Here is a 26,499-nt window from a genome sequence, read left to right as displayed (position 1 = left end):
CGCTGACTCCTTTATTTAATCGATAGCAGCGTGTCAAATAACGTGGTGGCGGTTTGCAATATTTGACTGTTGGCCTGGTAGTACTGCATAAACATCTGCATATTCACCATCTCTTCATTCATATCAACGCCGCTAAGCGACTGTTTGGTGTTGAATTTGTCATCGAGATCTATTTTGGCCGATTCCAGTCCGGAATTAACCGCGCGCGCATTGGAGCCGATGGTGCCAACCAGTTGGGTATAGGCATCGGTGAGCGTATTTTTGCCGATCAGTTTTTCATCCTGAATTTTCAGCATCAGTTCCAGATTTTTGTTATTGGAACTGCCGCCAGCAGGATCATCAGAGGCGGCAAATTTGCTGGCGCTGTCCAGGGCACGGCCAATCCCTTCAGCAGCACCGGCCATCGGATTGAGGCTAAAGCTGTCGCCCGCATTCACGCCAGCAGGTAGATCGATTTCCACGCCGTCAAATGACAGCATGCCGCCCGTCACCGTCGCCGGAACCGTGCGACCATCCGCACCGGTAACATGCCAGTCTGTGCCATCAAAGCTGACGTTATAATCTTCGGCATTCACCGCTTTGTAGTCGGTAACACGGATGGAATCGAGCCGGCCGCTGCCGGTGTTTTGGCTATTAGCGAGGGCTTTGATCTCCGGCAGCGAGAACAGATCCTGACCGGGATTGCCGTCCGCATCGAAGCCCGCATGGTGCTGTTCGTTTAAGCGGCTCGCCATCATAAAAGCGATATGGTTCAACTCATTGCGCGCCACCGCCAGATCGTCATTACGGAACTTAAATAATCCGGCGAGACGGCCTTTGGTGACGCTGGTTTCACTCAGTGGCTCAGGCTTGCCATTGTGACCCACGTAAGAGACCACGGTTTTATTGGGATCGCTGGCGGACGGCGAGGTTTGTAACTTATAGGCGCGATCGCCGGCGATAAGGGGGCGCCCATCAGGCAGAGTCACATCCACACGGCCCGATGCTTTGTCTTCAGTGACCTCAACACCCAGCTGTTCGCTGAGCTTTTCCAGCAAGCCATCGCGTTGGTCCAGCAGATCAGCGGGGGGATTACCGCCCTGCGCCTGCACTCGCTCCAGCTGTTTATTGATATTGGCTAACTGGTCGCTGTAGCTGTTGATGTCCTTCACGCTCTGCTCAATGTGCGTGTTGGTGCTTTTCTCCAGCCCAGTGAGTTTTTTACCGCTGTCGTTAAAGCGCTGCGTTAATACACCCAGCGCACTAAATAGTGCGGAACGCGCTGGCCCATCAGAAGCATCACCGCTCAGCGTGGCCATGGCCTTGAACAGATTGTTAAGTGAAACCGAGACGTTGTCGGATTCGTCGCCGAGCATGTTGTCGATTTCAGACAGTTGCTCCTGTCGCCCTTTCAGCCCGGCCCAGTTGCTGATAGAGCCGCGCAGTTGTGAATTGGCAAATGCGTCATAAGCGCGATCGACGCCATTCACCTGGGCACCGTAACCAAAAAAGCCCAGCGAGGTATTCATGCCGCCTGATTCACCAATCAAAATATTGCGGCGGCTGTAGTTGTCGGACATGCCGTTAGTCAGATTACTGCCCACCACACTCAGGGCCGCCTGACCGGTGCTTAAACCACTTCGGGCTAAATTAAACAGGTTGTTCATCGCTATCCACCGCTTGTCTTTGAGGTTGCTCTCTACCTTTCATCGGTGATTCGCCGATTCTCTAAAACACCGGATTAAAATATTTTCGTCAGATCACTTTGATAGGCGGCAGCAGGTTGTTGCAGCGTGGTCTTAACCTTATTAATCAGCGAGATAAGCTTTTGCGCATAAGCGGGATCGGTGGCATAGCCGCTGGATTGCAGGGCGCTAGCACCCTGCTCCGCTGAGGTGGCGCGCACCACTGACTGGTAGCGCGCGTTGTGGCTTAACAGCGCGGCATAATCGCCCAGCCCCTGCTCGTAAGAGTCATAGACGCGAAATACCGCTTTTACCTGCTGTTTCACGCCATTGATGTATTCGCTGGTGGTAATTTCACTGGTTTTTCCCCGCCAGCCCGCGCTGGCTTTAATGCCAAACAGGTTATGACTCGGGGAACCATCGGCGGCCGGAATTTCACGCTGGCCCCAACCCGACTCCAGTGCCGCCTGCGCCACGATCAAATGCGCATGCAGGCCGGTTTGCTGCGCCACCCGCTGCGCAGCAGGCAGTAAGCGTGCGATAAAGGGATGTGTGCTTTCAGTCTGAGGAGAAAAGGCCAGCGGCGCAGGTAAGCGCAGTGGACCACTGGCGCGGCGCGGCGGCGGGATCGGGGAGCGCATATCGCCACCACCTGATTGCCGTACAATCATTTCGGCAAATCCCAATTGGCCACTACGGGCGATTTCCTGCGCCACCTGCTGGTCGTGCATCGCAGTAAACATGTCAGAAGCCGCGCTGTGCATTAGTTCATCTTTGAAGGTGGCATCGCGCATGCTCTTCATCATCATCTGCACAAAAATGCCTTCCATCTGCTGTGCAGCAGCCTGCAGCGCTTCAGGTGAGGAGCGCTTTGCTTCGCGCTTGAGCGCATCCAGCGAACGCAGATCAAATGCCGGACGATCGGCGATCATCATTCGAACTCCAGACGCGCGCGCAGGCAGCCCGCATTTTTCATCGCCTGCAGTATCGCCATCAACTCATTCGGCGTAGCGCCTAAGGTATTTAACGCTCGCACCACATTGTTAAGATCGGTGCTGCTGCGTACATTTTGCAGCGCACCGCCGCTATCACGCACCGAGATATCCGTTTGCGGCGTCACCACCGTTTCACCGCCGGCAAACGGCGTGTTGGGTTGGCTGACCACATTACTTTGCGCCACTTCAACCGACAGCGATCCATGCGCCACCGCACAGCTCTCCAGCGTAACGTGGCGATTGATCACCACCGATCCGGTACGCGAGTTGACCACCACTCTGGCATCCTGCACCGCCACGCGTAGCGGGATGTTCTGGATATTGGCGAGAAATCGCACGCGGGAAGGGCCATCAGCGGGCGCAAACAGGCGCACCGTGCGCGCATCTTCCGCGATGGCCGCCCCTCCGCTGTAACGCTGATTGATGGCATCGCTGATCTGCTGCGCCAGCGAGAAATCGGAGTGATTCAACTGCAAACGCACCACGCTCTGCTGAGCGAAATCATTCGGTACTTCACGTTCAACGGTAGCACCCGCACTGATTCGGCCGCCATTCAGTTGATTGACTTGCACGCGGCTGCCGCCTGCCTGCGCACCTGCGCCGGAGATCAGCACGTTGCCCTGCGCCATGGCGTAGATCTGGTTGTCGGCGGCCTTCAGGGGCGTCATCAGCAAGGTGCCACCGCGCAAGCTTTTGGCATTGCCCAGTGAAGAGACTAAAATATCCAGTTTTTCACCGGGTCGCGCAAACGGCGGCAGCTCCGCGGTCACCATTACCGCCGCAATATTTTTGAGCTGCATATTGGTGCCAGGCGGCACAGTAATACCGAGCTGCGACAGCATGTTCGTCAGGCTTTGCCCGGTAAACGGTGCCTGCATGGTTTGATCGCCGGTGCCGTCCAATCCCACCACCAGCCCATAGCCCATCAGCGCGTTAGAACGCACGCCCTGCACGGTGACCAGATCGCGGATACGTTCGGCCTGTGCGGCGGGCAGCACGCTAAGGCTCAGCAGGCTGACAATAAAAACAACAAAGGCTCTGTTCATGGTGATCTCAAAAAGGTGAAAGGTTGAGAAACAGGCGCTGCAGCCAACCCATGGTTTGGGCTTCATTGATGTAGCCATCGCCGACATATTCGATGCGTGCATCCGCCACCTGCGTGGAAGGCACGGTGTTGCTGCCGCTGATGGTGCGCGGGTTCACCACGCCGGAAAAACGAATGAATTCGGTGCCTTGATTGATGGCGATCTGCTTTTCGCCCACCACGCCAAGATTGCCGTTGGGCAGCAGCTGATTCACCGTGACGGTAATGGTGCCGGTAAAGGTATTGCGCGCCGCCGCACCACCTTTGCCGCTGAAATCGTTCTTGCCTTTGGCATCCAGATCCCACTTGCCGTCACCCAGCCAGCGATTAAGCTTGTCCGGCACCGAGAGCAGCTCCATGCCCGCCGAGCCATTACGATTGGCGTTGGCCGACGCGCTTTTGCTGGCGCTGACGTTTTCCTGCAATAGGATGGTTAAGGTGTCACCCACGTTGCGCGGGCGCCGATCCTCAAACAGCGGCTGATAGCCGTAATTCATGCCCTGCCCCGCCATAAACAGCGAACCGCCGCTGGCGAACGTTGCCATCGGTAACGGAGCGGCCGAAGTCGGCCCCGCTACTAACGGCTGCTGTAAAATATGTGCACAGCCGCTCGCCAGCAGCGCGGCACTGACAATCACCACACGTCGCATGTTGATTCCTGTGTTGAGCACTACAGCTGCGTGAGGCGTTGCAGCATCTGGTCAGAAGCCGATACCGCTTTGCTGTTGATCTCATAGGCGCGCTGCACCTGGATCATGGTGACCAACTCTTCCGCGACGTTGACGTTGGAGGTCTCAACGTACTTTTGCTTTAGCGAACCGGCATCTTCCATGCCCGGATTCAGCTCGTTCGGTGCGCCAGATGACTGGGTTTCGCGGTACAGATTGCCGCCCACGCTTTCCAGCCCGGCTTCGTTGATAAAGGTCGCCAGGGTTAGTTGGCCGATTTGCTGTGGCTGCGCCTGACCGGGCTGCGTCACGCTAACGATGCCGTCATTGCTGATCGACAGGGTTTTCGCATCCGGCGGGATCACAATCCCCGGCTGCACCGGATGCCCCTCCGCATTCACCAACTCACCGTTCTCGTTTTTATCGAAGTGCCCATCGCGGGTATACGCGGTGCTGCCATCCGGCATTTGCAACTGGAAGAACCCTTTGCCCTCAATCGCGACATCGGTTTCATTGCCGGTTTCGTTATAGCCACCCTGGGTGTGGATCCGCTGCGTCGAAACCGGGCGCACGCCGGTGCCCAACTGCAAACCGCTGGGCAGCGTGCTCTGTTCCGAGGCCTGCGCACCCGGCTGACGCAAGGTTTGATACAGCAGATCCTGGAACACCGCGCGCTGGCGCTTGAAGCCGTTGGTGTTAACGTTGGCGAGGTTGTTGGAAATGACATCCATATTGGTCTGCTGCGCTTCCAGACCGGTTTTTGCAATCCATAACGATCGGATCATTGAGATCTCCCTGGCAGGCGCTTAGCCCACGCTTAATAACTGATTGGCTTTCTGCGCGTTTTCATCGGCGCTGCGAATCACTTTCATGTTCATGTCGAAACCGCGCGAGTTAGCGATCATCTCGGCCATGGTGTGCACCGGGCTGACATTACTGCCCTCCAGCGCTTCCGGGCTGAGACGCAGCGTCTCATCCTGCGCCAGCGCATTCCCCGTTGCGGCGCGGAACAGGCCGTCATCGCCATGCCGCAACTCGCTCATCTGCGCACTGACCAGCTTGATGCGACCGACCGGCACCACAGCGGTGGCATCATTGCCAGCACCCAGCGCGGAAATCGTGCCATCGGCGGCCACGGTGACGTGCGATTGCGGTGGCACCGTCAGCGGTGCGCCATCGCCCATCAGCGGCCTGCCGTTGACGCGCAAGCCCCCTTCGTTATCAACCTCGATGTTGCCGTTGCGGGTGTAACCTTCGCTGCCATCTTCTAACGCCACGCTAAGCCAGGCGTTTTGCGGCAGGGCCACGTCGAGACTGCGTCCGGTGTGGGTAATCGGCCCCATGCTGCTGTCATGCATCGGGGTCGAAGCCGCCACCAGCGCACGCGTGGGCAGGCTGTCACCGTTGACCGGCACGGCGCGGAAGGCCGCCAGCTGAGCGCGAAAGCCAGCGGTGGAACTGTTTGCCAGATTGTTGGATGTCACGGCCTGGCGGTTTAACGCCGCCTCCGCGGCCGTCATGGCGGTATAAATGGCGCGATCCATCGTCGATGTCCTTAGCGCAGGTTAGTCAGCGTTTGCAGCAGTTCGGATTGGGTTTTGATGGTCTGAGAATTGGACTGGTAGTTGCGTTGATAGATGATCATGTTGACCATCTCCTGCCCCATATCGACGTTTGAACCCTCCAGCGAACTGCCCTTGAAACTGCCAAAGCTGCCGCTTCCGGCAATGCCAAGGAAGGGCTGACCGGAGCCGGGGGACTCCGCCCAGGCATTGCCGCCCTGAGGCGACAGACCGCCGCTGTTGGGGAAATCAGCCAGCACAATCTGCGCCACGGTCTGTTTTTTGCCGTTACTGTAGGTGACCACGATCTCGCCGTTATCACCGATGACAAAGTTTTGATACTTGCCCGGTGCCTGGCCATCGATCTCGTTGAGCTTGATGCTGCTGTCACCGCTGTACTTGGTGATAGCAGAGAGATCCAGATTGATGTCCAGTGGCTCCGATCCGTTCAGCGACAGGCCTTTGATGTTGATGTTGGCATCCGGCATGTCGATCTGGCCGCTGGAATTAAAATTCAGCTCCAGTTCGCTGTAACCAGCGGGATCGGGCGCAGTTTCATCGCGCGCATAGGCCTTCCATTCCCCCTCCGCAGTCTGCACAAAGTAGAGTTTGATAGTGTGCTTATTGCCGAGACTGTCAGTGGCTTCAATCTGGCTGCTGTAGTTATAGGTTTTTTGGTCTTCGTGATTAAACGGGTCGGTGATGACGTTATCGTCGTCTGCTTTCAGGTTGCCGTTCAGTGATCCTTTGGACGAGGCATTTGGCGGCATATCGTCTGTGGGAATACGGATTTTGTCCACCGGCGCGCCGGGTTCAATAGTCGGCGGCGTACCGGTCGCCTGAAAGCCAGTGAGGAACAGGCCATTGCTTTTGTTGTAAATATTGCCGTCAGCATCACTGTCGAACTGACCGTTGCGTCCGTAAAACACGCCGCCGGCCTCGTTCTCCATGCGGAAGAACCCGCGCCCACTCAGCGCCATGTCCAGCTTGCCGCCGGTGAAATTGATCCCGCCGTCAGCGAAGTTCTGGTTGACGTTGGAGACCTGTACGCCCAATCCCACCGACCCGGCGAAAATATCGGAGAAGGTGATCGAGCCGCTTTTAAAGCCACTGGTTTGCGAGTTAGCAATGTTGTTACCCACGACATCGAGGGCTTTGGAGGCGGCGTTGAGGCCGCTAAGACCTTGTGAAAAGCTCATAATGTTTCCCAGAGAGTAAGTGAGGCACTATTTTTGGATTACCACCACATCGCCGATACGGATGGGATCGTGGTCGAGCAGATGCAGCACCGCGCCGTCCGGCGTAATGGTGACGCCCTGCACTTGTTCCTGAATCAACCCGGAGATTTTTGGCGGCTCGCCGTCAGGGTTTTTCGCGTCAAAGCTCAGGGTGTATTCCCGATCCTGCGGCGGGCCGGGTTCCGGCTGGAAGTTTTGTAAATCGTCGAGGGTGAAGGTCTTCACGCCCGCCTTCACGTTCTTCAGCTGTGCGGTGTAGCTGTTGCCTTCGGCATCGGTGAGCGTGACGGTGACCGTTTCGGCTTCGCCCCCCAGCAGGAAACTAAAGGTGTCGTTCGCCTCATCCCCCTCTTCAGCGCCACCAAACGACACTGTCGGGTCGCCCTCGATCAGAATGCTGCGGCCGACCCATGCGGCGGTCCCCATGCCGCCCAGTTGCGCCATCAACGCCTGCACATCCGCCACTGAGCTATTGAGTTTTTCGACGCCCGCCGCCGTAGAGAACTGCGCCAGCTGCGAGGTGAGCTGGTTGTTGTCCATCGGATTGGTGGGATCCTGGTTTTGCATCTGCGCCACCAGCAGTTTCAGAAAGCTGGCGCTAAGATCGCCTGCACTGCTGCCCGATCCGTCGCCGCTGCCATTGTTGTTATTGACCTGAGAAATCACGGTTGCACTTCCTTATTGGCCGAGAGTGAGCGTTTTCTGCATCAGCGCTTTGGCGGAGTTCATCACTTCGACGTTGGCCTGATAGCTGCGTGAGGCCGAGAGCGTGTTGACCATCTCGTGCACCACATTGACGTTGGGCATGCGCACATAGCCCTGCGGATCTGCAAGCGGATGGCCCGGCTGATACTCCAGACGTTCGGGTGCACTGCTCTCCACCACCTCACTGACCCTGACGCCGCCGATCTCACTGCCCGGCGCGGCATCAACACGAAACAACACCTGGCGGGCGCGATAAGGCTGCTGATCGGGACCCGCCACACTGTCGGCATTGGCCATATTGCTGGCGCTAACGTTGAGCCGCTGCGATTGCGCCGCCATTGCCGAACCGGCAATATCAAATACGCTAAATAACGCCATTTATTTACCCCTGACTCAGCACGGTCATCATTTTCTTTATATCCGCCCCAAGAAAAGTGAGGCTGGATTGGTATTTCAGGGCGTTATCTGCAAAATTAACGCGCTCGCGATCCATATCGACGCTATTACCATCGGCACTGGGCTGATCGGGAATGCGATATAACAGGCTATCGTCATTGAAATTTGTCGATTTCGCCGCGATATGACGGTCTGCGGTTAATGACAAAGATACCGCTGATTTACCAGCAGCAGGAGATGCCATGACACTTTTTAATTGCTGAGAGAAATCGATATCCCTTGCCAGGTAGCCCGGCGTATCCGCATTGGCAATATTGGCCGCCAGCACGTCCTGACGGCGAGAGAGTATATTGAGCGCATGCTGTTGAAAGCGAAACGCCTCATCGAGTTTAGTGTTCATAATAAGGGAGATCCTGCCTCTCGTTATCCAAACATCAGCAGTCTAATCAGGAATAATGAAATATCACACTGTGAAGAGTGCACAGAAATAGGGGTTATTAGTCTGTTAAATACATACCCGGTTAATTACCTTCATAAACGAGACTATTTAGCTCGTTTGAATATTCATTATTCCATTTATCATAACGGGGATGACGATATAAAAGGCATCCTGATGAGACATGATGTTTTACGCCCGATCATTTTATTTCTCGTAGCCCTTTCCGCGCCGGCGCAAGCCAGCACTGCGGCTGAGCAGCGCTTGCAGCCTAAGCTGGATGCGTTATTAAAACTCCCCGATAACCAGGGTGAGATTGTACGCAGCGCAACGCTGCTGGCGACGTCAGAACAGCTGGCAGCCCTGTGTGATGCGCCCGTATTGAGTCTGGCGGGTAAAGATTCGCGTCTGACCGGTAGGCGAACGCTGGTCGCACGCTGTGGTGCGCGTAAGCACTTTTTAGCCATCCGTATTCACGCTCAGGGACGCTGGTGGGCAGCACGAACGTCTTTGCCTGCCGGACATGTGCTGCAAGCGGGCGATATCGTGGCGCAGCGTGGCGATCTGGCCGGGCAACCTGCGGGTTTGATCTTTCAGCAGCGCGATATCCTCGGCCAGCGCCTGATACGTGACGTTGAAGCGGGCAAGCCGCTGTTATCTCAGCAATTGCGCCAGCCGAGGTTATTGCGTGCCGGTCAGACGGTGGAGGTATTCACACTCGGCGAGGGATTTCGTGTGCGCAGTCAGGGCAAGGCGCTGCATCATGCGGCGGAAAACGACACGTTGCGAGTGCAGATGCGCAATGGACAGACGCTAAGCGGGCTTGTCAGCGCCGGCGGTTTGGTGGTGATCTCGCTAACACAATAATTTTTAGATTTCTCAGCGATCCCCGATGTAAAGGCTATACAACCTATTGCTTTCGAGGATCCCATGATTGACCGAACTCAACCTGTTTCACCCATTGCGGGCACGCATGAGCTACCTGCCCGCTCCACACCACAATCACTCCGCGCCCGCCCGGATGCGGAGCGTCAAAGCACCGTGAGCCTGAGCAGTGTGATGAAACAACTCCAGACGGACGATAGCCGCGATGTGAATGTCGCACGCGTTGTCGAATTGCGCACCGCACTGGAAGCCGGTGATTTGCCGATTGCCGCAGAAGAGATCGCGCGCGGCATGGTGCACTCCCTTATCTCGCCACAACAGTGAGGTGTTTAAGTGATGGAGACACTGCATACAACACTGCTTCAGATGAAAAGCGCGCTGGAGGAGCTGGATGCCATTATGGTAGCCGAGGCGAATCAGCTTGATCGCCCCCAGATTAACCCTGTGGCGCTGCAGGTGCTCACTGACAGCAAGAGTCAGTTACTTGCGACCTTGCAGCATCACGATGAGATGCGGATCCAGCAGGAGACACGCTTAGCCATTGCCGCGCCCTATCCGCATCGCGTGCAGTTGTTTGTGTGCTGGCAGCAAATCACCGAGCGCGTCCGTCGCAGTAAGGCTTTGAATAGTGAGGTGGAGGCGCGTTTGCAACATCATCTGGAGAAAACCCAGCGGGTACAGAAGGTGGTGGATCAGGTGGGGCATCATCATACGCTATACGGGTCTGGCGGGGAGTCTGGCCCAGCTGTGGTGGGCAGGAAATACGATATCAGTGTTTAGGGGGCTGGGTGCGGGCTCGCGCCAGCACCCATGTCCTACGACACCGCATAAGCACGAGCAGAGTGACGGGATTTACGCAGCGCGGCGATCTCACTTTGCAGCATTGCCAGACGAGCCGGAATGCACTGCATCAACTGCGCAGCCTCCGCCAGTAACTGCGCTAAACACACTGCATCCGCCTGACTGAAATCACACGCACACAGCGCTTTCATCCGCTGTGTATACTCCACAATCTCCTCGCTAAACGCCTCCCACCCGTCCTGATGCGCCAGTGCAATCAGCCGCTGGTTCAGTGCCAGCAAGGCTTGAATCTGCTCTTTCACATCACTGAGCATATTTCACCTGCGGATCAATGGCTTTCCAGGTATCGGACATCTCCACCATTAACGTAATCAGTTGCGGCAACGACTCAGCCGATTGATTGACGCTCGCCAACAGCAAATTGCGCGACACATACTCATACAACCGCTCCAGATCGGCGGCGATCTGCCCGCCCACCTGATGATCAAGCCCGGCACGCAAACCGTTATCAATGATGTTAATCGCACGTGAGATCATCTCACCTCGCCGGGCAACATTGCCGGTTTGAAAATAGATCTCAGCGCGGCGCATGGCATTGATCGCGCCTTCGAACAACAGCGCGATCAGCTGGTGCGGTGTTGCGCCGCTTACCTGGCTCTCTAATGAAACCGCAGAATAGGCGCGGTTACCGGTTTGACCGTACATCGCCCGTTCCTCAGCCTAATCCTGCCAGCGCACCCTGCAACTGATTGCTCATTGCCTGCATATCCGTCATCGCTTTATCCAGACGCATAAACTCTTTCTGCTGGCGCTTCAGGCTCTCTTCGATGCGCTGTTCCATGCGCTCGATCTGCTTCGCAACCCGCGCTTCTTGATCTTTAAGCCCTTTAACAGTCGAAGCGATGGTGCCTTCCGTTTTGGGGATCGACTCGTTATCGCCCAGATAAGTTTTGAACACCTCGCCCATCTGGCCCTTGATGCCCTGCGCACCGTCTTTACCAAGGAACAGCGCTTCCACCTCTTTCGGGTGCTCTTTCAACGCGGCATCCAGCTTTTTACTGTCGATACTCAGCGTGCCCAGCGTCGCGGTGCGATCTTCGCCGGGCTTTAACTCCTCGAACTTCACGGTGATACCGATACTGGCTAGCGAGTGATACAACTCGCTCGACTCACCATAGTTGCCGCCGGCAGCCGATTTCATCTGGCTGTTCAGACGGCGTAAGGTGCCATCGCTGAACAGTGGGCCATTTTGCTTGTTCTGCTCATCGGAATTTTTTTCCGGTGGCTTATAGGTGCTGGCGCTGGCGGAAGTACTGAGGAAGCTGTTGTAATTATTGATGAACTCCTCAATCAGGCTTTTCACCTTTGAAGTATCCGCCGTCACTGACAGCGTTTCAGGCTTAAACTGACCGGGATCGTCCGGATCTTTTTCCGAGACTTCACGCAGCTCAAAAGTAATGCCTTCAATCGCATCGCTGATGGTGTTTGAACTGCGCTCCACCGTGATGCCATCGATTTTCATCAGTGCATTTTGCGCAGCGCTGATCTGCTTCATGCGCGTTGGATCGTAACCCGGATCTCCCGGCACATTGGCGGCTTTGGGATCGTAGTTGAGTACACCGGCCAGCTGGCTATCTCCGCTGACTTCCATCTTGATTTGGCCGTCACTGCCGGTTTTTTTCGAGGTCACCACCAGCTGAAACTTGCCGCCTTCGGCAGGCATCACTGAGGCGCTGACATCGCCATTCTGCGCATTGATCTTCTTCGCCACTTGCGCCAGCGAGGTTTCATCATCTTTCAGCTCCACCGACAGCGGTTTACCGTTGCCCAGCGTGATGGTCAGAGTGCGCGTTGCCGAGCCATCCCCCAGCTGTGCGCTGTTACTGTCCTGCTCCGGCGAGCCAATTTTGTGTGCTTTTGCCAATTTTTCGACAATCACTGAATAGCTGTCGGGAATTGCGCCTTTTCCGGCGGTGGCTTTAAAAGCTTTGTTATCGCCAATGCTGACACCGTTAAAACCTTCATTCTGCAGCTTATCCAGATTCGATTTTAACGAGGCCAGTGAATTAGAGATTTTTCCCCATGACGAAACCTGACCGTTAAATTTATTCTGCTTATTTAAATAGGGATTCAGCTTCTTGCTCTCCCCATTTTTTATCTGCTCCATCAGTGCGGGGATATCTAAACCGGATCCGCCCAATCCTGAAATAGGTGTCGTCATTTTTAAATTCCTTAATTCATCGAGGGTATCAACTCTTCCCATCGGTGCCGGCAGGATTTCGCTTAATAATTTACACAATGATTTTCATCCATCGTCTTAAGTCTCGATATAGCGACAAACCTGTCGTGATTTTTTGCCTTTGCATGAAAAAACAAAAAATTATTTCAGCACCTGATGGCTGCCCCGATGAATAAGGTATGCGTCACCTCTCACGCATATTCCCGCTGCCATGCTTAAGCAGCATTCACTGGAAAAAAGGATATCGATTATGGCCCAGGTCATTAATACCAACGCACTGAGTCTGATGGCTCAAAACAACCTGAACAAATCACAGAACTCACTGGGAACAGCGATTGAGCGCCTCTCTTCGGGCCTGCGTATTAACAGCGCCAAAGATGATGCCGCCGGTATGGCCATCTCTAACCGCTTCACCTCATCGGTGCGCGGTTTAACGCAGGCAACGCGCAATGCCAATGACGGCATTTCACTGGCGCAAACCACTGAAGGCGCGCTGGAAGAAGTGAATGAAAACCTGCAACGTATTCGTGAACTGACGGTGCAGGCGAAGAACGGCACCAACTCCAAAGAAGACCGCGAGTCGATCAAAAAGGAGATCACCGCACGTCTGGATGAGATTGGCCGTATCGCCGAATCCACCAACTTCAACGGCGTGAAAATGCTGGATGGATCGCAGGAAAAACTGTCGATTCAGATCGGTGATAAAGATGGCCAGACCATTGATATTAAGCTGCCAAAAATGGCGCTGGGTTCGCTGGGTCTGGATACCTTTGCTAAAGACTTTGAGAAAATCATCGACAGTCTGCCGATGGATTCGAAGTTTACTGCTGCAGGGACGGCTCGGGCTGATGGTGATACGTTCACAGTACCAGGTATGACCGAGCAGTTTGAACTGACCACCGCTGAACTTGGCAAGATCGCCACTGCAATTGGTGGTGCTGCTGCCACCACTGAAGTTTTCACCGTCGATGACGGCAAAGGCAATATGCGCTTCTTTGCGGCAGACTCTGCCATCCCGGGTAGCCAGGTCGAGTTAAACATCGCATTTACCGATGGCACGCCGGGTAACCCTACAACCATCGATACCGTGTCAGTGAAAGAGAAAATCTCCGACCTCGACATCGATATCCTGCGCAATGGCCCAAGCGATCTGAAGAACCTGAAAAGTCAGGGCATCGGCGCGCAAATCGGTAGCAAACTGATTGATGAAGCCACGCTGAATCAGATGTCCAATGACATCTTCGGTGCCGACATGGCGGATACCGAGATGCAGATCTTCAAAGCCGACAACGGCAATTACTTCGCCATCAACAAAGACGGTGAAGTGAAATCCTTTACCTGGGATGATGCCGCAGGCGGCGCTACCGCGGTAGCTGATGCCAGTGCGCGTGACACTCATGAAGTGCAGAAGGTCGCTAACCATCTGCTGGAACGTCTCGATAGCGCCATGACCGACGTCAACAGCTTCCGCTCGGATCTGGGTGCGATTCAAAACCGCTTTGGCTCGATCATTGCCAACCTCAACTCTACCGTCATCAACACCAGCGAAGCGCGTTCGCGCATTCAGGATGCGGACTTCTCGGTAGAAGTCTCCGCCATGAGCCGCGCCAACATCCTGCAGCAAGCGGGTGTTTCGGTGCTGTCGCAGGCAAATCAGGTGCCGCAGAACGTGCTGAGCCTGCTGCGTTAATTAGTGCCTCTCCTTAATTGCATTCAGCGTGCAATTTTCGCCCTCCCCGTGGAGGGCTTTTTTGCTTCTGCCCGCAATTTTCTGATGAAAAATACTAATCATTTTTAACCGAACAACTAACGTGAAACGGCCATTAGCCTTGTTAATAATCGATAAAAAATAACTCTATAAATCTTACGGGTTAGATCAAATAAATAACCTTAATGATTAAGAGGATTTTGGGTGGCTTTCGGGAAAATAAACGCGGGAGAGCGCTGAAAATCTGGCACTCTTTAGCCGCAAAAAATGGGTTCGGTTAGCACAAAAATAACATTAACAACCGACTCGCTCTTTACCCTAATTGATAGACGACTTCTCTATGCCTAACACAATCTTGCTTGGTCAGGCGGCCAGATTAGATCGACGTACGCGCATCCTGAGCCGGACGCTGGATGATATGTCCGTGACGCTGCCCGCCAGCGCCGCGCGCTGCCTGTATGCACTCGCGGAGGCGCAAGGCGAAGTGCTGACGCATGAACAGCTGATGGAGATTGGCTGGCGTCGTGCCGGTTATGCCGCCACCGATAACAGCGTGCGCGTGATGATCAATAAACTGCGCCGTGCATTAATGTCGCTGGAACTTGAGCAGCAGATTAGCCTGCTGGCCGTCACACGCAGCGGTTACCGCTTGATCATCAATACGCCGCCAGCCGTCGAGCAACCCGCCGCACTGACAATGCCCCTTTCGCTACCGGCACGGAGCCCGCTGAATGGGCGGCGAGTAGCAGGCGTCACCGTCGCTGGCATCACTGCCGGGTGTCTGGTGGCTTTACTGGTACAACACTTTTTTCTGCTTACGCCAAAACCGATTGATTTTGTCAGCTGGCAGGGGCCGTCCATCCCTGCTGGCAGCAGCGTCTGGGTGCCGAAAGGACATCACACGCAGCACGCCTTAATTGAAACCACGTTACGCACTTATCGCCGTTATGTACTGGAGACGAACCCGGATAAACCTGCGGCCAGCGTGCTGTACGTCACCCTCAGTTCAGCCAACAATCCGCAACATCAGGGTGTGATTGCGTGCCAACACCCCTTTGAGGAAGCGAACAATGCATGCGAGTCGTTCTATTTTCGCGTCAATTAAATCCCCGCAGCTCTGGCTGTTTATCGGTTGCTTTGTGCTGGCGTTTTCTGCCGTGATCGGTCGCTGGCTGACCACCACCACACAGCAGTCCCAGTGCCTGTTTCCGCTGGCATTTTATGACATCAAAAGTGAGCGTGAATGGGTGCTGACGCAGGGGATTTACCGCAGTTATCGCGATGGCTTCAGCCAGGGCCATTTAAGCTATCTCGGCACGCTTTCGCGTTTTGAGGATGGGCAACTGACGGCACCGATCACTCCGATTCATCGTGCAGTCTGGTTTAACGGTGAGTTCAACCACAACCTGCTTAAAATCACCGTCACACAACACAGTCGTGGCCTGGGTGACAAAAGCCGCGATGAGGACGTGCAAAAGTATGTCTTCCCGCATTTGCAGGCAGGCGATGTCAGCGTGATTGCCATGTATCTGTTCAATGGCCGCGTGCTGGCCTCCGGTACAGAGAGCGTGGCGCGTAATGTCTGCATCAGGTAGCCAGATTATTTAGCGTAGCGTGGCTAACAGCTGTTCAAGGTGAGTAAACATGCGCGCGGTGAGGTGGGTAAAAAAGGGGGGCAAGGTATCGCCCATCAGGAACAGCGCCAGCATGCCCGCCCCTAACGTCAGGGGAAAACCCACCACGAAGATCGAGAGCTGCGGGGTTAAACGGTTCAACAACCCCAGCGTCATATTGATACAGAGCAACAGCGTGATGATTGGCAATCCCAGCATCAATCCCTGGCTGAAGATCAACCCGCCCTGCATCACCAGATAACGTAGGCCACCCGCGTGTAACGGTTCGGCATCCACCGGCAGGCTGGTAAAGCTCTCTGCCAGCAGCGCCAGTAGCCACAGATGACCATTGATACTGAGAAACAGCAGCATCGCCAGCAGGTTGAGCAAACGTGAAATAACCGGCGTGTTGCCGCTATTAGGGTCAAAAAAGGTGGCGAACGAAAGTCCCATCTGCATGCCAATGATCTCGCCGCACAAACGCACCGCAGCGAAAAGTAGCTGCAGCATCAGACCGAGCGCGGCACCGATCACAACCTGCTTCACCACCAGCCAGGCACCGCGCCACGACATCAACGCCACCTGCGCATCTTCCACGCTGCTGGCAATTAGCAAGGCGATAAGCAGCGCCAGTGCAGCCCGCAGCCGTTTACTGATCGCCTTCTCACTGAAAATCGGCGCGACAAACAGCAGCGCGGCCACGCGCACCATAATAAAAAACACGTGGGCAATCTGCGCGGTCAGCAGCTCAAACGGGATGCCAAACGCCATTAGCCGATCGCGAATGAGATGCTGGTGAACACCGTGCGCATGTATTCAATAAAGATTTTCAGCATCCACGGACCCAGTAACACGGCAACGCCGACAATCATCAGGATCTTCGGGATAAAGGTCATGGTCATTTCATTGATTTGAGTGGCGGCCTGCATGATGCTGATCGCCAGCCCGGTGACCAGTGCGGCCAGCAGCAACGGCCCGGCAATCATCAACCCTACCTTTATCGCCTGCATGCCCAGCACCATCACACTTTCGGGTGTCATTCGCGGCTCCTTAGCTGTAGAAACTTTGTGCCAGTGAACCCAGCAGCAGCTGCCAGCCGTCGACCAACACAAACAGCATCAGTTTGAACGGCAGCGCGATGGTGGTGGGTGGCACCATCATCATGCCCAGCGCCATCAGAATACTGGCGACCACTAAATCGATAATTAAAAACGGGATGAATATCGTGAAGCCAATCTGGAAAGCGGTTTTCAATTCGCTGGTAACAAAGGCAGGCACCAGAATACTGAGCGGCACTGCATCCGGCCCGCTCATCGGCGGTGCTTTGGCGATACGTGCAAATAGCGCGAGATCCGCTTCACGCGTTTGATCCAGCATAAACGCGCGCAGCGGTTTAACCCCTTCCGCCAACGCTACTTCCATGGTGATGCTGTTGTTTTGCAGCGGCTGCCACGCTTTTTCATAAATCTGGTTCAGCACTGGCGACATCACGTAGAAAGTGAGGAACAGCGCCAGCCCGACCAGCACCTGATTCGGTGGTGCGGTGGGCGTCCCCAGCGCATTGCGCAGTAACCCCAGCACGATCACAATGCGGGTGAAACCCGTCATCATTAGCAAAATGCCGGGAATAAAGGTAAAGCCGCTCAGCAACACCAGCGTCTGCAGCGGCAGCGTCCAGCCATCTTCACCGTTGGGTCGGGCGATGACAATGTCGCTGTTGGCGGCCCCGGCGCTGGCGGCGGTGAAAAGCAGCAGCAACGCTATGACCGCGCGCCCTTTCATCGTCCGTCCTTAGCGTCAGGTTGCGGTGATTGGTTCAGGCAGGTGATTTGATGCGCGGTGATGCCAAGCAACAGCCGCTGCTCACCGATATCCACCAGCACCAGCCGCTCGCGTGCGCCGAGCGAGAGACGCGCCACCACGTTAATGGCCGGATGGCTGCGTTGATAACGCTGCAGCCAGCCGCTGCGTTTCGCACTCCACGCCAGCAACAGCATCAGTAAAATCACCAATCCCAGCGCACCGAGCAGCGTCATAAGCAGCGAATCATCAGCAGAGTGTGTGATCATTAGCGACTTAGCCGGTGCATACGCTCAGACGGCGTGATGATTTCGGTGATGCGAATACCAAATTTATCCGACACCACCACCACTTCGCCCTGGGCAATCAGATAGCCATTGATCAGGATATCCAGCGGTTCTCCCGCCAGACCATCCAGCGTCACCACTGAACCCTGGCTGAGACGCAGCAGCTCTTTGATAGTCATTTTGGTACGGCCCAATTCCACAGTCATTTTCACTGGGATATCCATTATCAGGCTCAAATCGTCAGTGCTTTGCGACGCGCTGCTGGCAGCCTGCTGCTCGCTCATGGCGTCTCCCCAAAGATTGTCGATAGAGGGATCTTCAGCGCCCGTCGAGGTTGGGTTATCGCTCATGGGGATGTGGCTCCTTGCTTATTGATGACAATGCAGGCTGAATTTTTTGTTCAACCTTGAGGGCATATTGGTTATTCACGGCCCCGTAGTGCGCAGTGAATATCGGCACACCGCCGGCGCTGGCGGTGATGCGATCCTGTTTGTCGAAGGTCAGTACATCGCCCTGCTGCATGCGCAGCACCGATGAGAGCCGGGTTTCCATTTGCGCAAAGGTCGCCACCAGCTCCAGCTCGGTTTCGCGCATCTCGCCCGCCAGCATGCCGCGCCAGTGAGCATCTTCACTGCGGGAGTGGCTGAGCGGCGGATTGCTTAACAGTTCGCGTAGCGGTTCGAGGGTGCTAAACGGGATACAGATATTAAATTCGCCACGATGCGAGCCAATCTCGACCGCAAATGGGGTGGTGACCACCACGTCATTGGGTGATGAGGTGATGTTGGTGAATTTCACCTGTATTTCCGAACGAATGTACTCGGTTTTGATGCTGAAAATGGTGCTCCAGGCGAACTCATAGGCTTCGCGCGCCATGCTCACCATGCGGTTAATTACACGCTGCTCGGTGGGGGTGAATTCGCGCCCATCGGCTTTGGTGGGAAAACGCCCATCGCCGCCAAACAGGTTATCCACGGCCATAAACACCAGCCCCGGTGAGAAGGCCATCAGCGAAGTGCCGCGCAACGGATGCAGATGCAGCAGATTCAGGTTGGTCGGCACCGGCAAATTGCGCGCAAACTCGTGGTAGGACTGGATGTGAATATTGCCAGCGGTCACATCCGGGCCACGACGCAGCAGATTAAACAGCCCGATGCGGAACTGACGAGCAAAGCGCTCATTAATGATCTCCAGCGAGTGCAGACGCTCGCGAATCACCCGACGCTGCGTATGCGGATCGTAAGGCCGGATATCACTGGCTTCTGCACTGTCTGAGACCGGGGCGCTGCTATCACTGTCGGCATTCAGCAGGCGATCGATTTCATCCTGAGACAAAAAGCTATCTGACATAGTATTTACCGCAGAATAAATTCATTAATTAACACTTCAGCGGGCGTGATTGCCTGTTGATGTGGCAATGGCTGGCTGAGTGCCGTTTGAATATCGGCAATCAACTGATGCTTTCCTTCATCCGTTGATAACGTTTCAAAAGTTTGCTGGGTGAATAACATAAATAGCCGACTGCGATATTCCGGCATAAATTTCGCTAACGTCGCCGATGACTGTGAGTCAATAAAACTCACCGTAATGCCTAAATACAGCACGCGATCAGCTTCTTCCTCGGTGGGTTTAAGGCTGACGGTGAAAGTATTCAGCGGCACATAGACCGGCTCCACTTTTTCTATTACCGGTTCTTTCGGCTCGTCAGTCGAGACGCTCTGTTTTTCCAGCCAAAACCAATAGGCTACACCGCCACCGGTGGTTACCAGGCTGAGTGTGAGAAATATAATAAGGAGTGTTCGCAGGCGGCTACGTTTTGGTTTATCGGTCTTTTCTTCTTCCATAATGAATACACTCAGCGTGAGAGTTAATAGACTCAACAATATTGATGAAGAGCATGATTATAATATTTTCCGATGGAGTGGAATAAGCCAATGTCATTTCACACCTGAGGCTAATTCACCCTTTTATACGAAGGTATTTATTCCATAACTATTTCCCGGTGCTGACGCTATTAACTCTGTGGTGGATTCGTCTTCTCCCGCTCGATGGTCATCTGCATCGTCAGGCGATGGTGGCTGTGAGGATCCGCGCTGGCCATCTGCATTGGCATGTGGGTTTTCACTGCCCACGCTGGCTTGCTCCAGCTGCACGCCGGACTCGGCCATCGCCGCTCGCAGTTGCGGCAATGCCTGCTCAATGGCCTGACGTACGCCAGCATGTTCGCTGACGATATGGATCTGCGCCTGTTCTTGCTGCATGCGCAGGGAAATCTGCAACGAACCTAAGCTCTCCGGATGCAGGCGGATCTCCGCGCTGTGCACGCCCTGACGGCTCAGTAATGCAATCTGCTGGCTGAATTCCTGCTTCCACGCGGGAGATTCAGGTGGATGTTGCAGGGCCACCGTGACCGTTGCCGGCGCTGGCAGCGCTCGCTGTAACGGCATCGGAGTAGGATGATTGGTGGAGAGTCCCAGCTCGGTGATCGCTATGGTGTCAGCTTGCGATGCCAGAATTGGTGTACTTTGTCGCTCGGCGAGTTGGCCGCTGGCTGCCGTGGCAGAAACTTCGGGCTGCGGCACAGGTGACCGGCTGCCTGAACCTGGCTGACTAAAGCGATCGGCGGGCGCGCCGCGCATTTCGGCGAGAAGCGGACTGCGCGTCTTCACGACAGGCTGGCTACTCGCGTTGGCGAGAAGCGCATGGCGCGTGTCCACGGCAGGCAGACTATCTGCATTAGCAACAAGTGCATGGCGCGTATTCGTGACAGACAGGCGATCCGTGTCTGCGAAAAGCATATTGCGCGTGCCAGCGCTAAAGGCTCTGGCGGTAGCATCAGACCCGGCGTCGTCTAATCCGATGGAGTCGGCTGGGGCCGATCCGTGAAGGTTGGCCGTCTGTTGGCTTATCAACTGCTGCAACTGCCAGCGGGGATTGTCGCTGCCAGTGAGTGCAGACGCTGGCGCCCGCCCGGAATTCGACGATGCCGAACTCCGCATGGAAATGGCAGTGGCCAATACCGATAGCAAAGGTTCCTCCATCGCCAGCATGCCATCCTGCTTCTCCAGTAACAGTTCGCTAAAATCCTCGTCAGTCGGCTCGCGGGTTTTCAACACATCGCTGAGTTTGCCGTTAAGCAGTGCCGTGATATCCATCGTCATAACCGGCCACGCTGATGATTGATTCGCTGCGCACACTCATCCATCAGCTTCTGCTCACGACGGCTGGCTGCCTGCGCCTCATCACTCTGCCGCCGCGCCAGCAAGGTTTCAAACGCGTTCAGGCGCTGCTTGTCATTAATCCAGCATTTTTTCGCGCCATCGACGGCACGTTCGCACTGATCGACCTGGTTCTCATGTTGCCTGACCACCTGATTGAGCGACACGATAAACGCCTGATGGTTGACCAGATGCGCCACCGACATACCGCTGCCCGTCATGCCCCGCCGCAGTGACTGCTGATACTCATCTGCATAGGTTTGCAGCTGCTGATGCTGCGCCATGGCGTGCTGCAACGTCTGCTGCACCTGCCCCAGCGTTTGCGTGGAGGCGGTCAGTGTCTCTTCGGCTCTGTCACGTAACATAACCATGGGATTGCGCATGTGCATTGTCACTCCGGGATGTCAGGGAATAATTGAGCCAGCGCCGCCATTGCAGTCGGGTAGTCGCTGCGTTGGTGGATCGCCTGCTGGAGAAAGGCTTCAAGAGCGGGAAAACGATCGATGGCCTGATCGAGTAGCGCATCGCTGCCTGACGCATAGGCACCGACACTGACCAGATCGCGGTTACGCTGGTAGCAGGCCAGCAGCTGCTTAAAGCGCTGCACCTTGCGATATTGCGCTTGCGGGATCAGCTCGGTCATAGCGCGGCTGATTGAGGCTTCAATATCAATCGCCGGATAGTGCCCCGCTTCCGCCAGGCGACGTGACAGCACAATGTGGCCGTCGAGAATCGCGCGTGCCGCATCGGCAATCGGATCCTGGGGATCGTCGCCTTCGGTCAATACGGTATAAAACGCGGTGATCGATCCGCCGCCTGCCATGCCATTGCCCGCGCGCTCCACCAGCGCGGGCAGCCTGGCAAATACCGAAGGTGGATAGCCTTTGGTGGCGGGCGGCTCGCCGATGGCTAACGCCACTTCACGCTGCGCCATGGCATAGCGCGTCAGGGAATCCATGATCAGCAGGACATTCATGCCGCGATCGCGAAAGTCTTCTGCAATGCGCGTGGCATACACCGCACCCTGCATGCGCAGTAGCGGCGATACATCGGCAGGCGCGGCAATTACCACTGCGCGCGAACGCCCGGCTTCACCCAGAATATTTTCAATGAAATCTTTAACTTCGCGGCCGCGTTCGCCAATCAATCCCACCACGATCACCTCGGCGGTGGTAAAACGCGCCATCATGCCAAGCAGAACACTTTTGCCCACGCCCGAACCAGCAAACAGCCCCATGCGCTGACCACGCCCCACCGTCAGCAGGCCATTGATCGCCTGCACGCCAACGTCCAGCACGCTTTTGATCGGATCGCGATGCAGCGGATTGAGTGAAGCGGTGAACAGGCTCGCCAGCGGTTTGCCCAGTGCAGCACCGCCATCCAGCGGATGGCCTTGCGCATCCAGCACCCGACCCAACAGCTGGGACCCAACGGGCAACTGTTTACCGCCGCCGCTATCGTGCGCAGGCGCATACACGCGCGCACCAGGCACAATGCCCTCCACCTGCGCCAGCGGCATCAGATACAGCGTGTGGCCGTTGAAACCCACCACTTCCGTGTCGACCACGGTTTTGCCTTGCGCGGTCTGCCGCTCGACGAGACACAGCGCGCCTATCGGCAATATCAGCCCCACAGCTTCCATCACCAGCCCGGTGGCGCGCGTCAGTTTGCCGTATTGGCGAAACCCCGGCACCGCCGCCATGTTGTGCTCAATGGTGTCGAGCGCATCGAGCCACTGCCTGAGTTGCTGGCTCATGACACATTCTCCTGACGCGCCAGCTGGCACAGCGCCTGCCAGCGCGTTTCCAGGCTGGCATCGAACTCGCTTTCAGCCGAGGTAATGCGACAGCCGCCGGGCGCCAGTTGTGCATCGCTGTGTAGCTGCCAGCCCGTCTCAGTTAACGCCTGCGCCAGTGCCTGCTCAATCACCGCACGATCGTCGGGATGCACGTAGAGCTGGATAGTGCCGTGCAGCAGTGCGTCATGCTGGAGTAACTGGCGAATCTGTTGCAGCAGCGCGGGGTGATCGATCTGTGCCTGGCGGCCATACAACTGCTGCACGGCGGTGAGCGCCAACTGCACCAGACGACCGGGGATCACACTGTCGAGATTCTCGCGCGCCAGCCTGAAGTTTTGCAGCCAGCACTCGGCCTGACGCAACAGCGCCTGCTGCTGTGCTGCGGCCTGTTCGATGCCCTGCGCCAGACCCGCTTCATGCCCTTCGCGCCATCCAGCTTCGTAGCCCTGCTGCTGGCCCGCCTCTTCACCCTGTTTCATGCCCTGACTGAAACCTTGCTGTTCAGCCTGTTTACGCAAGCGCGCCAGATCTGCCTGCCGCTGGGCCTCTGAGGCCGTGCTGTCGATTTCAACCGTGATTTCCGCCGCTTCCTGCAGCAGGTTATCCGGCTGCCAGCGGCGCCATTGTGCGTGATCAGACATAGGCATCGTCGCTGCCTCCAATCACAATCTCACCGGATTCCGCCAGTTTGCGCACAATATTCAGGATGGTTTTCTGCTCGGCCTCAACCTGCGACAAGCGCACCGGGCCACGCGAAGCCAGATCGTCGAGGATCAGCTCCGCCTGGCGGCGCGACATGTTGGCAAGGAACTTGGTGCGCAACGCCTCGTTGGCCCCTTTTAGCGCAATCAACAGAGTTTCATTTTCAATCTCTTGCAGCAGACGTTGAATATGGCGATCTTCCACTTCAATCAGATTCTCAAACAGGAACATCTCATCGATCAGTTTCTGCGCCAGCTCCTGATCAAAATCGCGCACCGCTTCAATCGCAGAAGCCTCCTGCTGAGTTTTCATCAGGTTAAGGATTTCGGCAGCCGGTCGCACGCCGCCCATTTTGCTGCGCTTGAGATTTTGACCATCCAGCAAGGTATTCAGCACTTCGGTCAACTCTTGCAGCGCGGCAGGCTGGACGCCGCCAAAGGTGGCGATGCGCAGCATGATGTCGTTGCGCTCGCGGTCTTCAAACTTGCCCAGCACATCAGCGGCCTGATTGCGTTTGAGGTGCACCAGAATGGTGGCGATGATCTGCGGATGCTCTTCGCAAATCAGATCGTACACCGCCTGCGGCTCCATAAAGTTGAGCGTTTCCATGCCGTTGCTGCCCTGCTGGGTGTCCAGCAGATCTTCCAGCAGCGAACTGGCACGATCTTCGCCCAGTGCCTTCACCAGCACGCTGCGCAGATAATCATTGGTGTTCAGGCTGAGCGCGGCATATTCACTGGAATCCTGTTCAAACTGCTGCAATACCGCCGCCATTTGCTGATGGCTAAATCCGGCCATGTTGACCATCGCACCGCCGATCTGCTTCACCTCATGCGCATTGAGATGCTTAAACACCTCTGCCGCCAGCTCGTCGCCCAGCGTCAGCATCACCACCGCACTCTTATCTGCCGCATTCATGGCCTGCCCTCCTGGTTCATCCACTGGCGCAGCACCAGCGCAATCACGCGAGGCTCCTGCTCTGCCAGCTCACGCAGTTGCTGAGTGCTAATTTCGGTATGCGCACGCTGCTGAGCACGCTGGCGCACATCGTTCTCTGCCGCATGTTTTTGCGCTGCAGCGGCCTCGTCGCGCGCCTCTTTCTCCAGCTCCATCTGGCGCAGCGTGGTCTGCTGATGGCGTTCCCAGCTCGGTTGCACCAGTTTGCGCCACATGATCCAGGCGATGATCGCCACCACCAGATAGCGAAACAGATTCATTAACAGCGTGTGGAAACTCGCCTGCTGCCACAGCGGCAGCGGAGGCTCATCGACCAGGCCGTTAAACGGCGCATGCATGATATTGATGCTGTCTCCCCGCGTGGCTTGATAGCCAATCGCTTCCTGCACCAGGGTATTCAGGCGGGCCAGCTGCTCATCACTCATCGCACTCACGCTGCCCTCTTCGCCCTGCGGCAGATGGTTAATCACCACCGCCACCGAAAGGCGTTCAATGCGGCCGATGCTGGATTTGCTGTGGATCAGTGTGCGGTCCAGCTCAAAATTGGTGGTCTCGTCGTTGCGATTATTGAAAGGCTGGCCTGCGGGACGCTTGCTGTCGCTGACACCTAATGGCTGGGTAATCGGTGCCGTGGCGGGCGTGGGCGGCTGATGGCTGAGTGCGCCAGGAACACCGCCAGTGCCACTGTTGTTGCCCTGCTCTGCCTGGCTGGCCTGTCGGCTGCGAATCGCCATTTTTTGCGGATCGCTATTCGGCTGATATTGCTCCTGGGTCTGCTCCAGCTGGGTGAAATCGATCTGCGCCGTGACCTGCGCGCGCACATTGTTTTCACCCACCAGCGGCGCCAGCATACGTTGAATTCGCTGCTGGTAATCAAACTCAATGTCGTTGGTGTATTTCAGCTGTGAGGTTTGCAGACCGCGCATGCCACTCTGCGTCAGCAAATTGCCACGCTGATCCACCAGCGTGACGTTCTCTGCTGCCAGGCCGGTTACCGCACTGGAGATCAGATGCGTTATCGCCACAATCTGGCCTTCATCCAGCGTGCGGCCGTTGATCAGATTGACGCTCACCGAGGCGGTAGGCGCTTTCTGCTCACGCACAAACAGGGACGGTTTGGGCACCGCCAGATGCACGCGCGCCGACTGGATCGGACCCAGATTCTCAATGGTGCGCGACAGCTCCCCCTCCAGCGCACGCTGGAAGTTCACCTGTTCGCTGAACTGGCTGATGCCAAATTTTTCCTGATCCAGCAGCTCAAAGCCGACTGCACCGCCCTTGGGTAAACCCTGCTGCGCCAGCTTCATACGGACTTCATGCACCTGCCCTTCTGGCACCCGGATCGCGCCGCTGGATGCGTCAATGCGATACGGGACGTTCAGCTGGGTGAGCTGCGCCACGATGGCACCGCCGTCTTCATCACTGATATTGCTGAGCAGGATGCTGTAACTCTGCTGATTGGCCCACATCACCAGCGCGATAACCACCGAAAGCGTGGCCGCTGCGGCAATTGCCAGCGCGATTTTCGGGCTGGATCGCAGCGATAACAGCACCGATTTTAATTGTGCGGACGGGTGATGATTTAAATCCTTTAACGTGGCACTCATGCCGCCTTCCTGTAAAAATAGTAATAGGTCATCAGGAATATTCAGAGAATCATTATTCATCGAAAGCGCGATTTATTAATGGGCAATAAGCTTGAAGTTGTGTTGTCTTATTGCATTTTCTGATGAATAGCCTCGA

At 55.9% G+C, this 26,499-nt stretch carries 32 protein-coding genes; 6 read left to right on the top strand and 26 right to left on the bottom strand.

Annotated elements, in window-relative coordinates; translation table 11 throughout:
- Window positions 1–11: 11 nt before the first annotated feature.
- From flgK to flgB, 10 genes are all read right to left on the bottom strand, one after another.
- On the bottom strand, window positions 12–1,646 hold the full coding sequence (gene flgK / locus CRO33_RS11770) for a flagellar hook-associated protein FlgK (protein WP_097118264.1): 1,635 nt from the start codon (window positions 1,644–1,646) through the stop codon (window positions 12–14).
- A 74-nt stretch (window positions 1,647–1,720) separates the two neighbouring features.
- Window positions 1,721–2,596: a flagellar assembly peptidoglycan hydrolase FlgJ gene (gene flgJ, locus CRO33_RS11765; RefSeq protein ID WP_097118403.1), complete on the bottom strand. Its 876-nt coding sequence runs from the start codon at window positions 2,594–2,596 to the stop codon at window positions 1,721–1,723.
- Window positions 2,596–3,705 (bottom strand): flagellar basal body P-ring protein FlgI, encoded by a 1,110-nt coding sequence (locus CRO33_RS11760; protein ID WP_097118263.1) that lies wholly within the window; start codon window positions 3,703–3,705, stop codon window positions 2,596–2,598. The genes flgJ and CRO33_RS11760 overlap by 1 nt, the downstream gene beginning before the upstream one ends.
- A gap of 7 nt (window positions 3,706–3,712) precedes the next feature.
- Entirely contained in the window at window positions 3,713–4,393 is a 681-nt protein-coding gene (locus CRO33_RS11755) for a flagellar basal body L-ring protein FlgH (protein ID WP_052127487.1), read from the bottom strand.
- Between the two features lie 20 nt (window positions 4,394–4,413).
- A complete protein-coding gene (gene flgG, locus CRO33_RS11750) occupies window positions 4,414–5,196 on the bottom strand; it encodes a flagellar basal-body rod protein FlgG (RefSeq protein WP_097118262.1) in 783 nt (260 codons plus the stop codon).
- A gap of 21 nt (window positions 5,197–5,217) precedes the next feature.
- Entirely contained in the window at window positions 5,218–5,955 is a 738-nt protein-coding gene (locus tag CRO33_RS11745) for a flagellar basal body rod protein FlgF (RefSeq protein ID WP_097118261.1), read from the bottom strand.
- Between the two features lie 11 nt (window positions 5,956–5,966).
- Complete coding sequence (flgE, locus tag CRO33_RS11740) at window positions 5,967–7,172, bottom strand: flagellar hook protein FlgE (RefSeq protein WP_097118260.1); 1,206 nt, start codon at window positions 7,170–7,172, stop codon at window positions 5,967–5,969.
- Between the two features lie 27 nt (window positions 7,173–7,199).
- Window positions 7,200–7,877, bottom strand: a complete 678-nt coding sequence (locus tag CRO33_RS11735) for a flagellar hook assembly protein FlgD (protein WP_097118259.1) — start codon at window positions 7,875–7,877, stop codon at window positions 7,200–7,202.
- A gap of 12 nt (window positions 7,878–7,889) precedes the next feature.
- On the bottom strand, window positions 7,890–8,294 hold the full coding sequence (flgC, locus tag CRO33_RS11730; RefSeq protein WP_097118258.1) for a flagellar basal body rod protein FlgC: 405 nt from the start codon (window positions 8,292–8,294) through the stop codon (window positions 7,890–7,892).
- Window positions 8,295–8,298: 4 nt separating this feature from the next.
- Window positions 8,299–8,712, bottom strand: coding sequence for a flagellar basal body rod protein FlgB (gene flgB / locus CRO33_RS11725; protein ID WP_097118257.1), 414 nt, complete (start codon window positions 8,710–8,712; stop codon window positions 8,299–8,301).
- 213 nt (window positions 8,713–8,925) lie between these two features.
- Between flgB and flgA the strand changes: the two genes are divergently transcribed.
- The 3 genes from flgA to CRO33_RS11710 all read left to right on the top strand — a co-directional run bounded on the left by flgA (window position 8,926) and on the right by CRO33_RS11710 (window position 10,413).
- Complete coding sequence (gene flgA, locus CRO33_RS11720; protein ID WP_176505762.1) at window positions 8,926–9,615, top strand: flagellar basal body P-ring formation chaperone FlgA; 690 nt, start codon at window positions 8,926–8,928, stop codon at window positions 9,613–9,615.
- 63 nt (window positions 9,616–9,678) lie between these two features.
- Window positions 9,679–9,957, top strand: a complete 279-nt coding sequence (gene flgM / locus CRO33_RS11715; RefSeq protein WP_097118255.1) for a flagellar biosynthesis anti-sigma factor FlgM — start codon at window positions 9,679–9,681, stop codon at window positions 9,955–9,957.
- Window positions 9,958–9,969: 12 nt separating this feature from the next.
- Window positions 9,970–10,413 carry a flagella synthesis protein FlgN gene (locus tag CRO33_RS11710; protein ID WP_097118254.1) on the top strand — a complete coding sequence of 148 codons (444 nt, stop codon included), beginning with the start codon at window positions 9,970–9,972 and terminating at the stop codon, window positions 10,411–10,413.
- A gap of 35 nt (window positions 10,414–10,448) precedes the next feature.
- On the opposite strand, the gene CRO33_RS11705 is transcribed toward CRO33_RS11710, so the two are convergent.
- The 3 genes from CRO33_RS11705 to fliD are packed head-to-tail and all read right to left on the bottom strand — an operon-like array spanning window position 10,449 to window position 12,655.
- Complete coding sequence (locus tag CRO33_RS11705) at window positions 10,449–10,748, bottom strand: flagellar protein FliT (RefSeq protein ID WP_097118253.1); 300 nt, start codon at window positions 10,746–10,748, stop codon at window positions 10,449–10,451.
- Window positions 10,738–11,139, bottom strand: coding sequence for a flagellar export chaperone FliS (gene fliS / locus CRO33_RS11700; RefSeq protein WP_034826350.1), 402 nt, complete (start codon window positions 11,137–11,139; stop codon window positions 10,738–10,740). Before fliS ends, CRO33_RS11705 begins: the two co-directional genes overlap by 11 nt.
- Window positions 11,140–11,149: 10 nt before the next feature.
- Window positions 11,150–12,655, bottom strand: coding sequence for a flagellar filament capping protein FliD (fliD, locus tag CRO33_RS11695; RefSeq protein ID WP_097118252.1), 1,506 nt, complete (start codon window positions 12,653–12,655; stop codon window positions 11,150–11,152).
- Window positions 12,656–12,923: 268 nt separating this feature from the next.
- Here fliD and CRO33_RS11690 point away from each other — a divergent pair, with 268 nt between their 5' ends.
- The 3 genes from CRO33_RS11690 (at window position 12,924) to CRO33_RS11680 (ending at window position 15,976) form a co-directional block, all read left to right on the top strand.
- On the top strand, window positions 12,924–14,363 hold the full coding sequence (locus CRO33_RS11690) for a flagellin N-terminal helical domain-containing protein (RefSeq protein WP_097118251.1): 1,440 nt from the start codon (window positions 12,924–12,926) through the stop codon (window positions 14,361–14,363).
- A gap of 358 nt (window positions 14,364–14,721) precedes the next feature.
- Window positions 14,722–15,486 carry a winged helix-turn-helix domain-containing protein gene (locus tag CRO33_RS11685; RefSeq protein WP_097118250.1) on the top strand — a complete coding sequence of 255 codons (765 nt, stop codon included), beginning with the start codon at window positions 14,722–14,724 and terminating at the stop codon, window positions 15,484–15,486.
- Entirely contained in the window at window positions 15,452–15,976 is a 525-nt protein-coding gene (locus CRO33_RS11680) for a hypothetical protein (protein ID WP_097118249.1), read from the top strand. Before CRO33_RS11685 ends, CRO33_RS11680 begins: the two co-directional genes overlap by 35 nt.
- Before the next feature lie 9 nt (window positions 15,977–15,985).
- On the opposite strand, the gene fliR is transcribed toward CRO33_RS11680, so the two are convergent.
- From fliR to fliF, 13 genes are all read right to left on the bottom strand, one after another.
- Window positions 15,986–16,765, bottom strand: coding sequence for a flagellar biosynthetic protein FliR (gene fliR / locus CRO33_RS11675; protein ID WP_097118248.1), 780 nt, complete (start codon window positions 16,763–16,765; stop codon window positions 15,986–15,988).
- Entirely contained in the window at window positions 16,765–17,034 is a 270-nt protein-coding gene (gene fliQ, locus CRO33_RS11670; protein WP_097118247.1) for a flagellar biosynthesis protein FliQ, read from the bottom strand. Before fliQ ends, fliR begins: the two co-directional genes overlap by 1 nt.
- A 10-nt stretch (window positions 17,035–17,044) precedes the next feature.
- On the bottom strand, window positions 17,045–17,776 hold the full coding sequence (gene fliP / locus CRO33_RS11665) for a flagellar type III secretion system pore protein FliP (RefSeq protein ID WP_097118246.1): 732 nt from the start codon (window positions 17,774–17,776) through the stop codon (window positions 17,045–17,047).
- Window positions 17,773–18,063: a flagellar biosynthetic protein FliO gene (gene fliO / locus CRO33_RS11660; protein ID WP_097118245.1), complete on the bottom strand. Its 291-nt coding sequence runs from the start codon at window positions 18,061–18,063 to the stop codon at window positions 17,773–17,775. Before fliO ends, fliP begins: the two co-directional genes overlap by 4 nt.
- Window positions 18,063–18,431, bottom strand: a complete 369-nt coding sequence (gene fliN / locus CRO33_RS11655; protein ID WP_097118244.1) for a flagellar motor switch protein FliN — start codon at window positions 18,429–18,431, stop codon at window positions 18,063–18,065. The genes fliO and fliN overlap by 1 nt, the downstream gene beginning before the upstream one ends.
- Window positions 18,421–19,431 carry a flagellar motor switch protein FliM gene (fliM, locus tag CRO33_RS11650; RefSeq protein WP_097118243.1) on the bottom strand — a complete coding sequence of 337 codons (1,011 nt, stop codon included), beginning with the start codon at window positions 19,429–19,431 and terminating at the stop codon, window positions 18,421–18,423. Before fliM ends, fliN begins: the two co-directional genes overlap by 11 nt.
- A 5-nt stretch (window positions 19,432–19,436) precedes the next feature.
- Entirely contained in the window at window positions 19,437–19,925 is a 489-nt protein-coding gene (locus CRO33_RS11645) for a flagellar basal body-associated FliL family protein (RefSeq protein ID WP_097118242.1), read from the bottom strand.
- Window positions 19,926–20,048: 123 nt separating this feature from the next.
- Window positions 20,049–21,236 (bottom strand): flagellar hook-length control protein FliK, encoded by a 1,188-nt coding sequence (locus CRO33_RS11640; RefSeq protein WP_249221770.1) that lies wholly within the window; start codon window positions 21,234–21,236, stop codon window positions 20,049–20,051.
- Window positions 21,237–21,238: 2 nt separating this feature from the next.
- Window positions 21,239–21,670 (bottom strand): flagellar export protein FliJ, encoded by a 432-nt coding sequence (fliJ, locus tag CRO33_RS11635; protein WP_176505761.1) that lies wholly within the window; start codon window positions 21,668–21,670, stop codon window positions 21,239–21,241.
- Between the two features lie 20 nt (window positions 21,671–21,690).
- Window positions 21,691–23,055, bottom strand: coding sequence for a flagellar protein export ATPase FliI (gene fliI, locus CRO33_RS11630; RefSeq protein ID WP_097118240.1), 1,365 nt, complete (start codon window positions 23,053–23,055; stop codon window positions 21,691–21,693).
- On the bottom strand, window positions 23,052–23,744 hold the full coding sequence (locus tag CRO33_RS11625; protein WP_097118239.1) for a flagellar assembly protein FliH: 693 nt from the start codon (window positions 23,742–23,744) through the stop codon (window positions 23,052–23,054). Before CRO33_RS11625 ends, fliI begins: the two co-directional genes overlap by 4 nt.
- Window positions 23,731–24,717 (bottom strand): flagellar motor switch protein FliG, encoded by a 987-nt coding sequence (gene fliG / locus CRO33_RS11620; RefSeq protein ID WP_097118238.1) that lies wholly within the window; start codon window positions 24,715–24,717, stop codon window positions 23,731–23,733. The genes CRO33_RS11625 and fliG overlap by 14 nt, the downstream gene beginning before the upstream one ends.
- Window positions 24,714–26,363 carry a flagellar basal-body MS-ring/collar protein FliF gene (fliF, locus tag CRO33_RS11615; RefSeq protein WP_097118237.1) on the bottom strand — a complete coding sequence of 550 codons (1,650 nt, stop codon included), beginning with the start codon at window positions 26,361–26,363 and terminating at the stop codon, window positions 24,714–24,716. Before fliF ends, fliG begins: the two co-directional genes overlap by 4 nt.
- Window positions 26,364–26,499 lie beyond the last annotated feature (136 nt).

The sequence above is a fragment of the Pantoea sp. GL120224-02 genome, from assembly GCF_900215395.1.
In the GTDB taxonomy this organism is placed as follows: domain Bacteria; phylum Pseudomonadota; class Gammaproteobacteria; order Enterobacterales; family Enterobacteriaceae; genus Pantoea; species Pantoea communis.
Note: the sequence above shows the minus strand (reverse complement) of the source record. Positions and strands in the feature narration are given on the sequence as shown.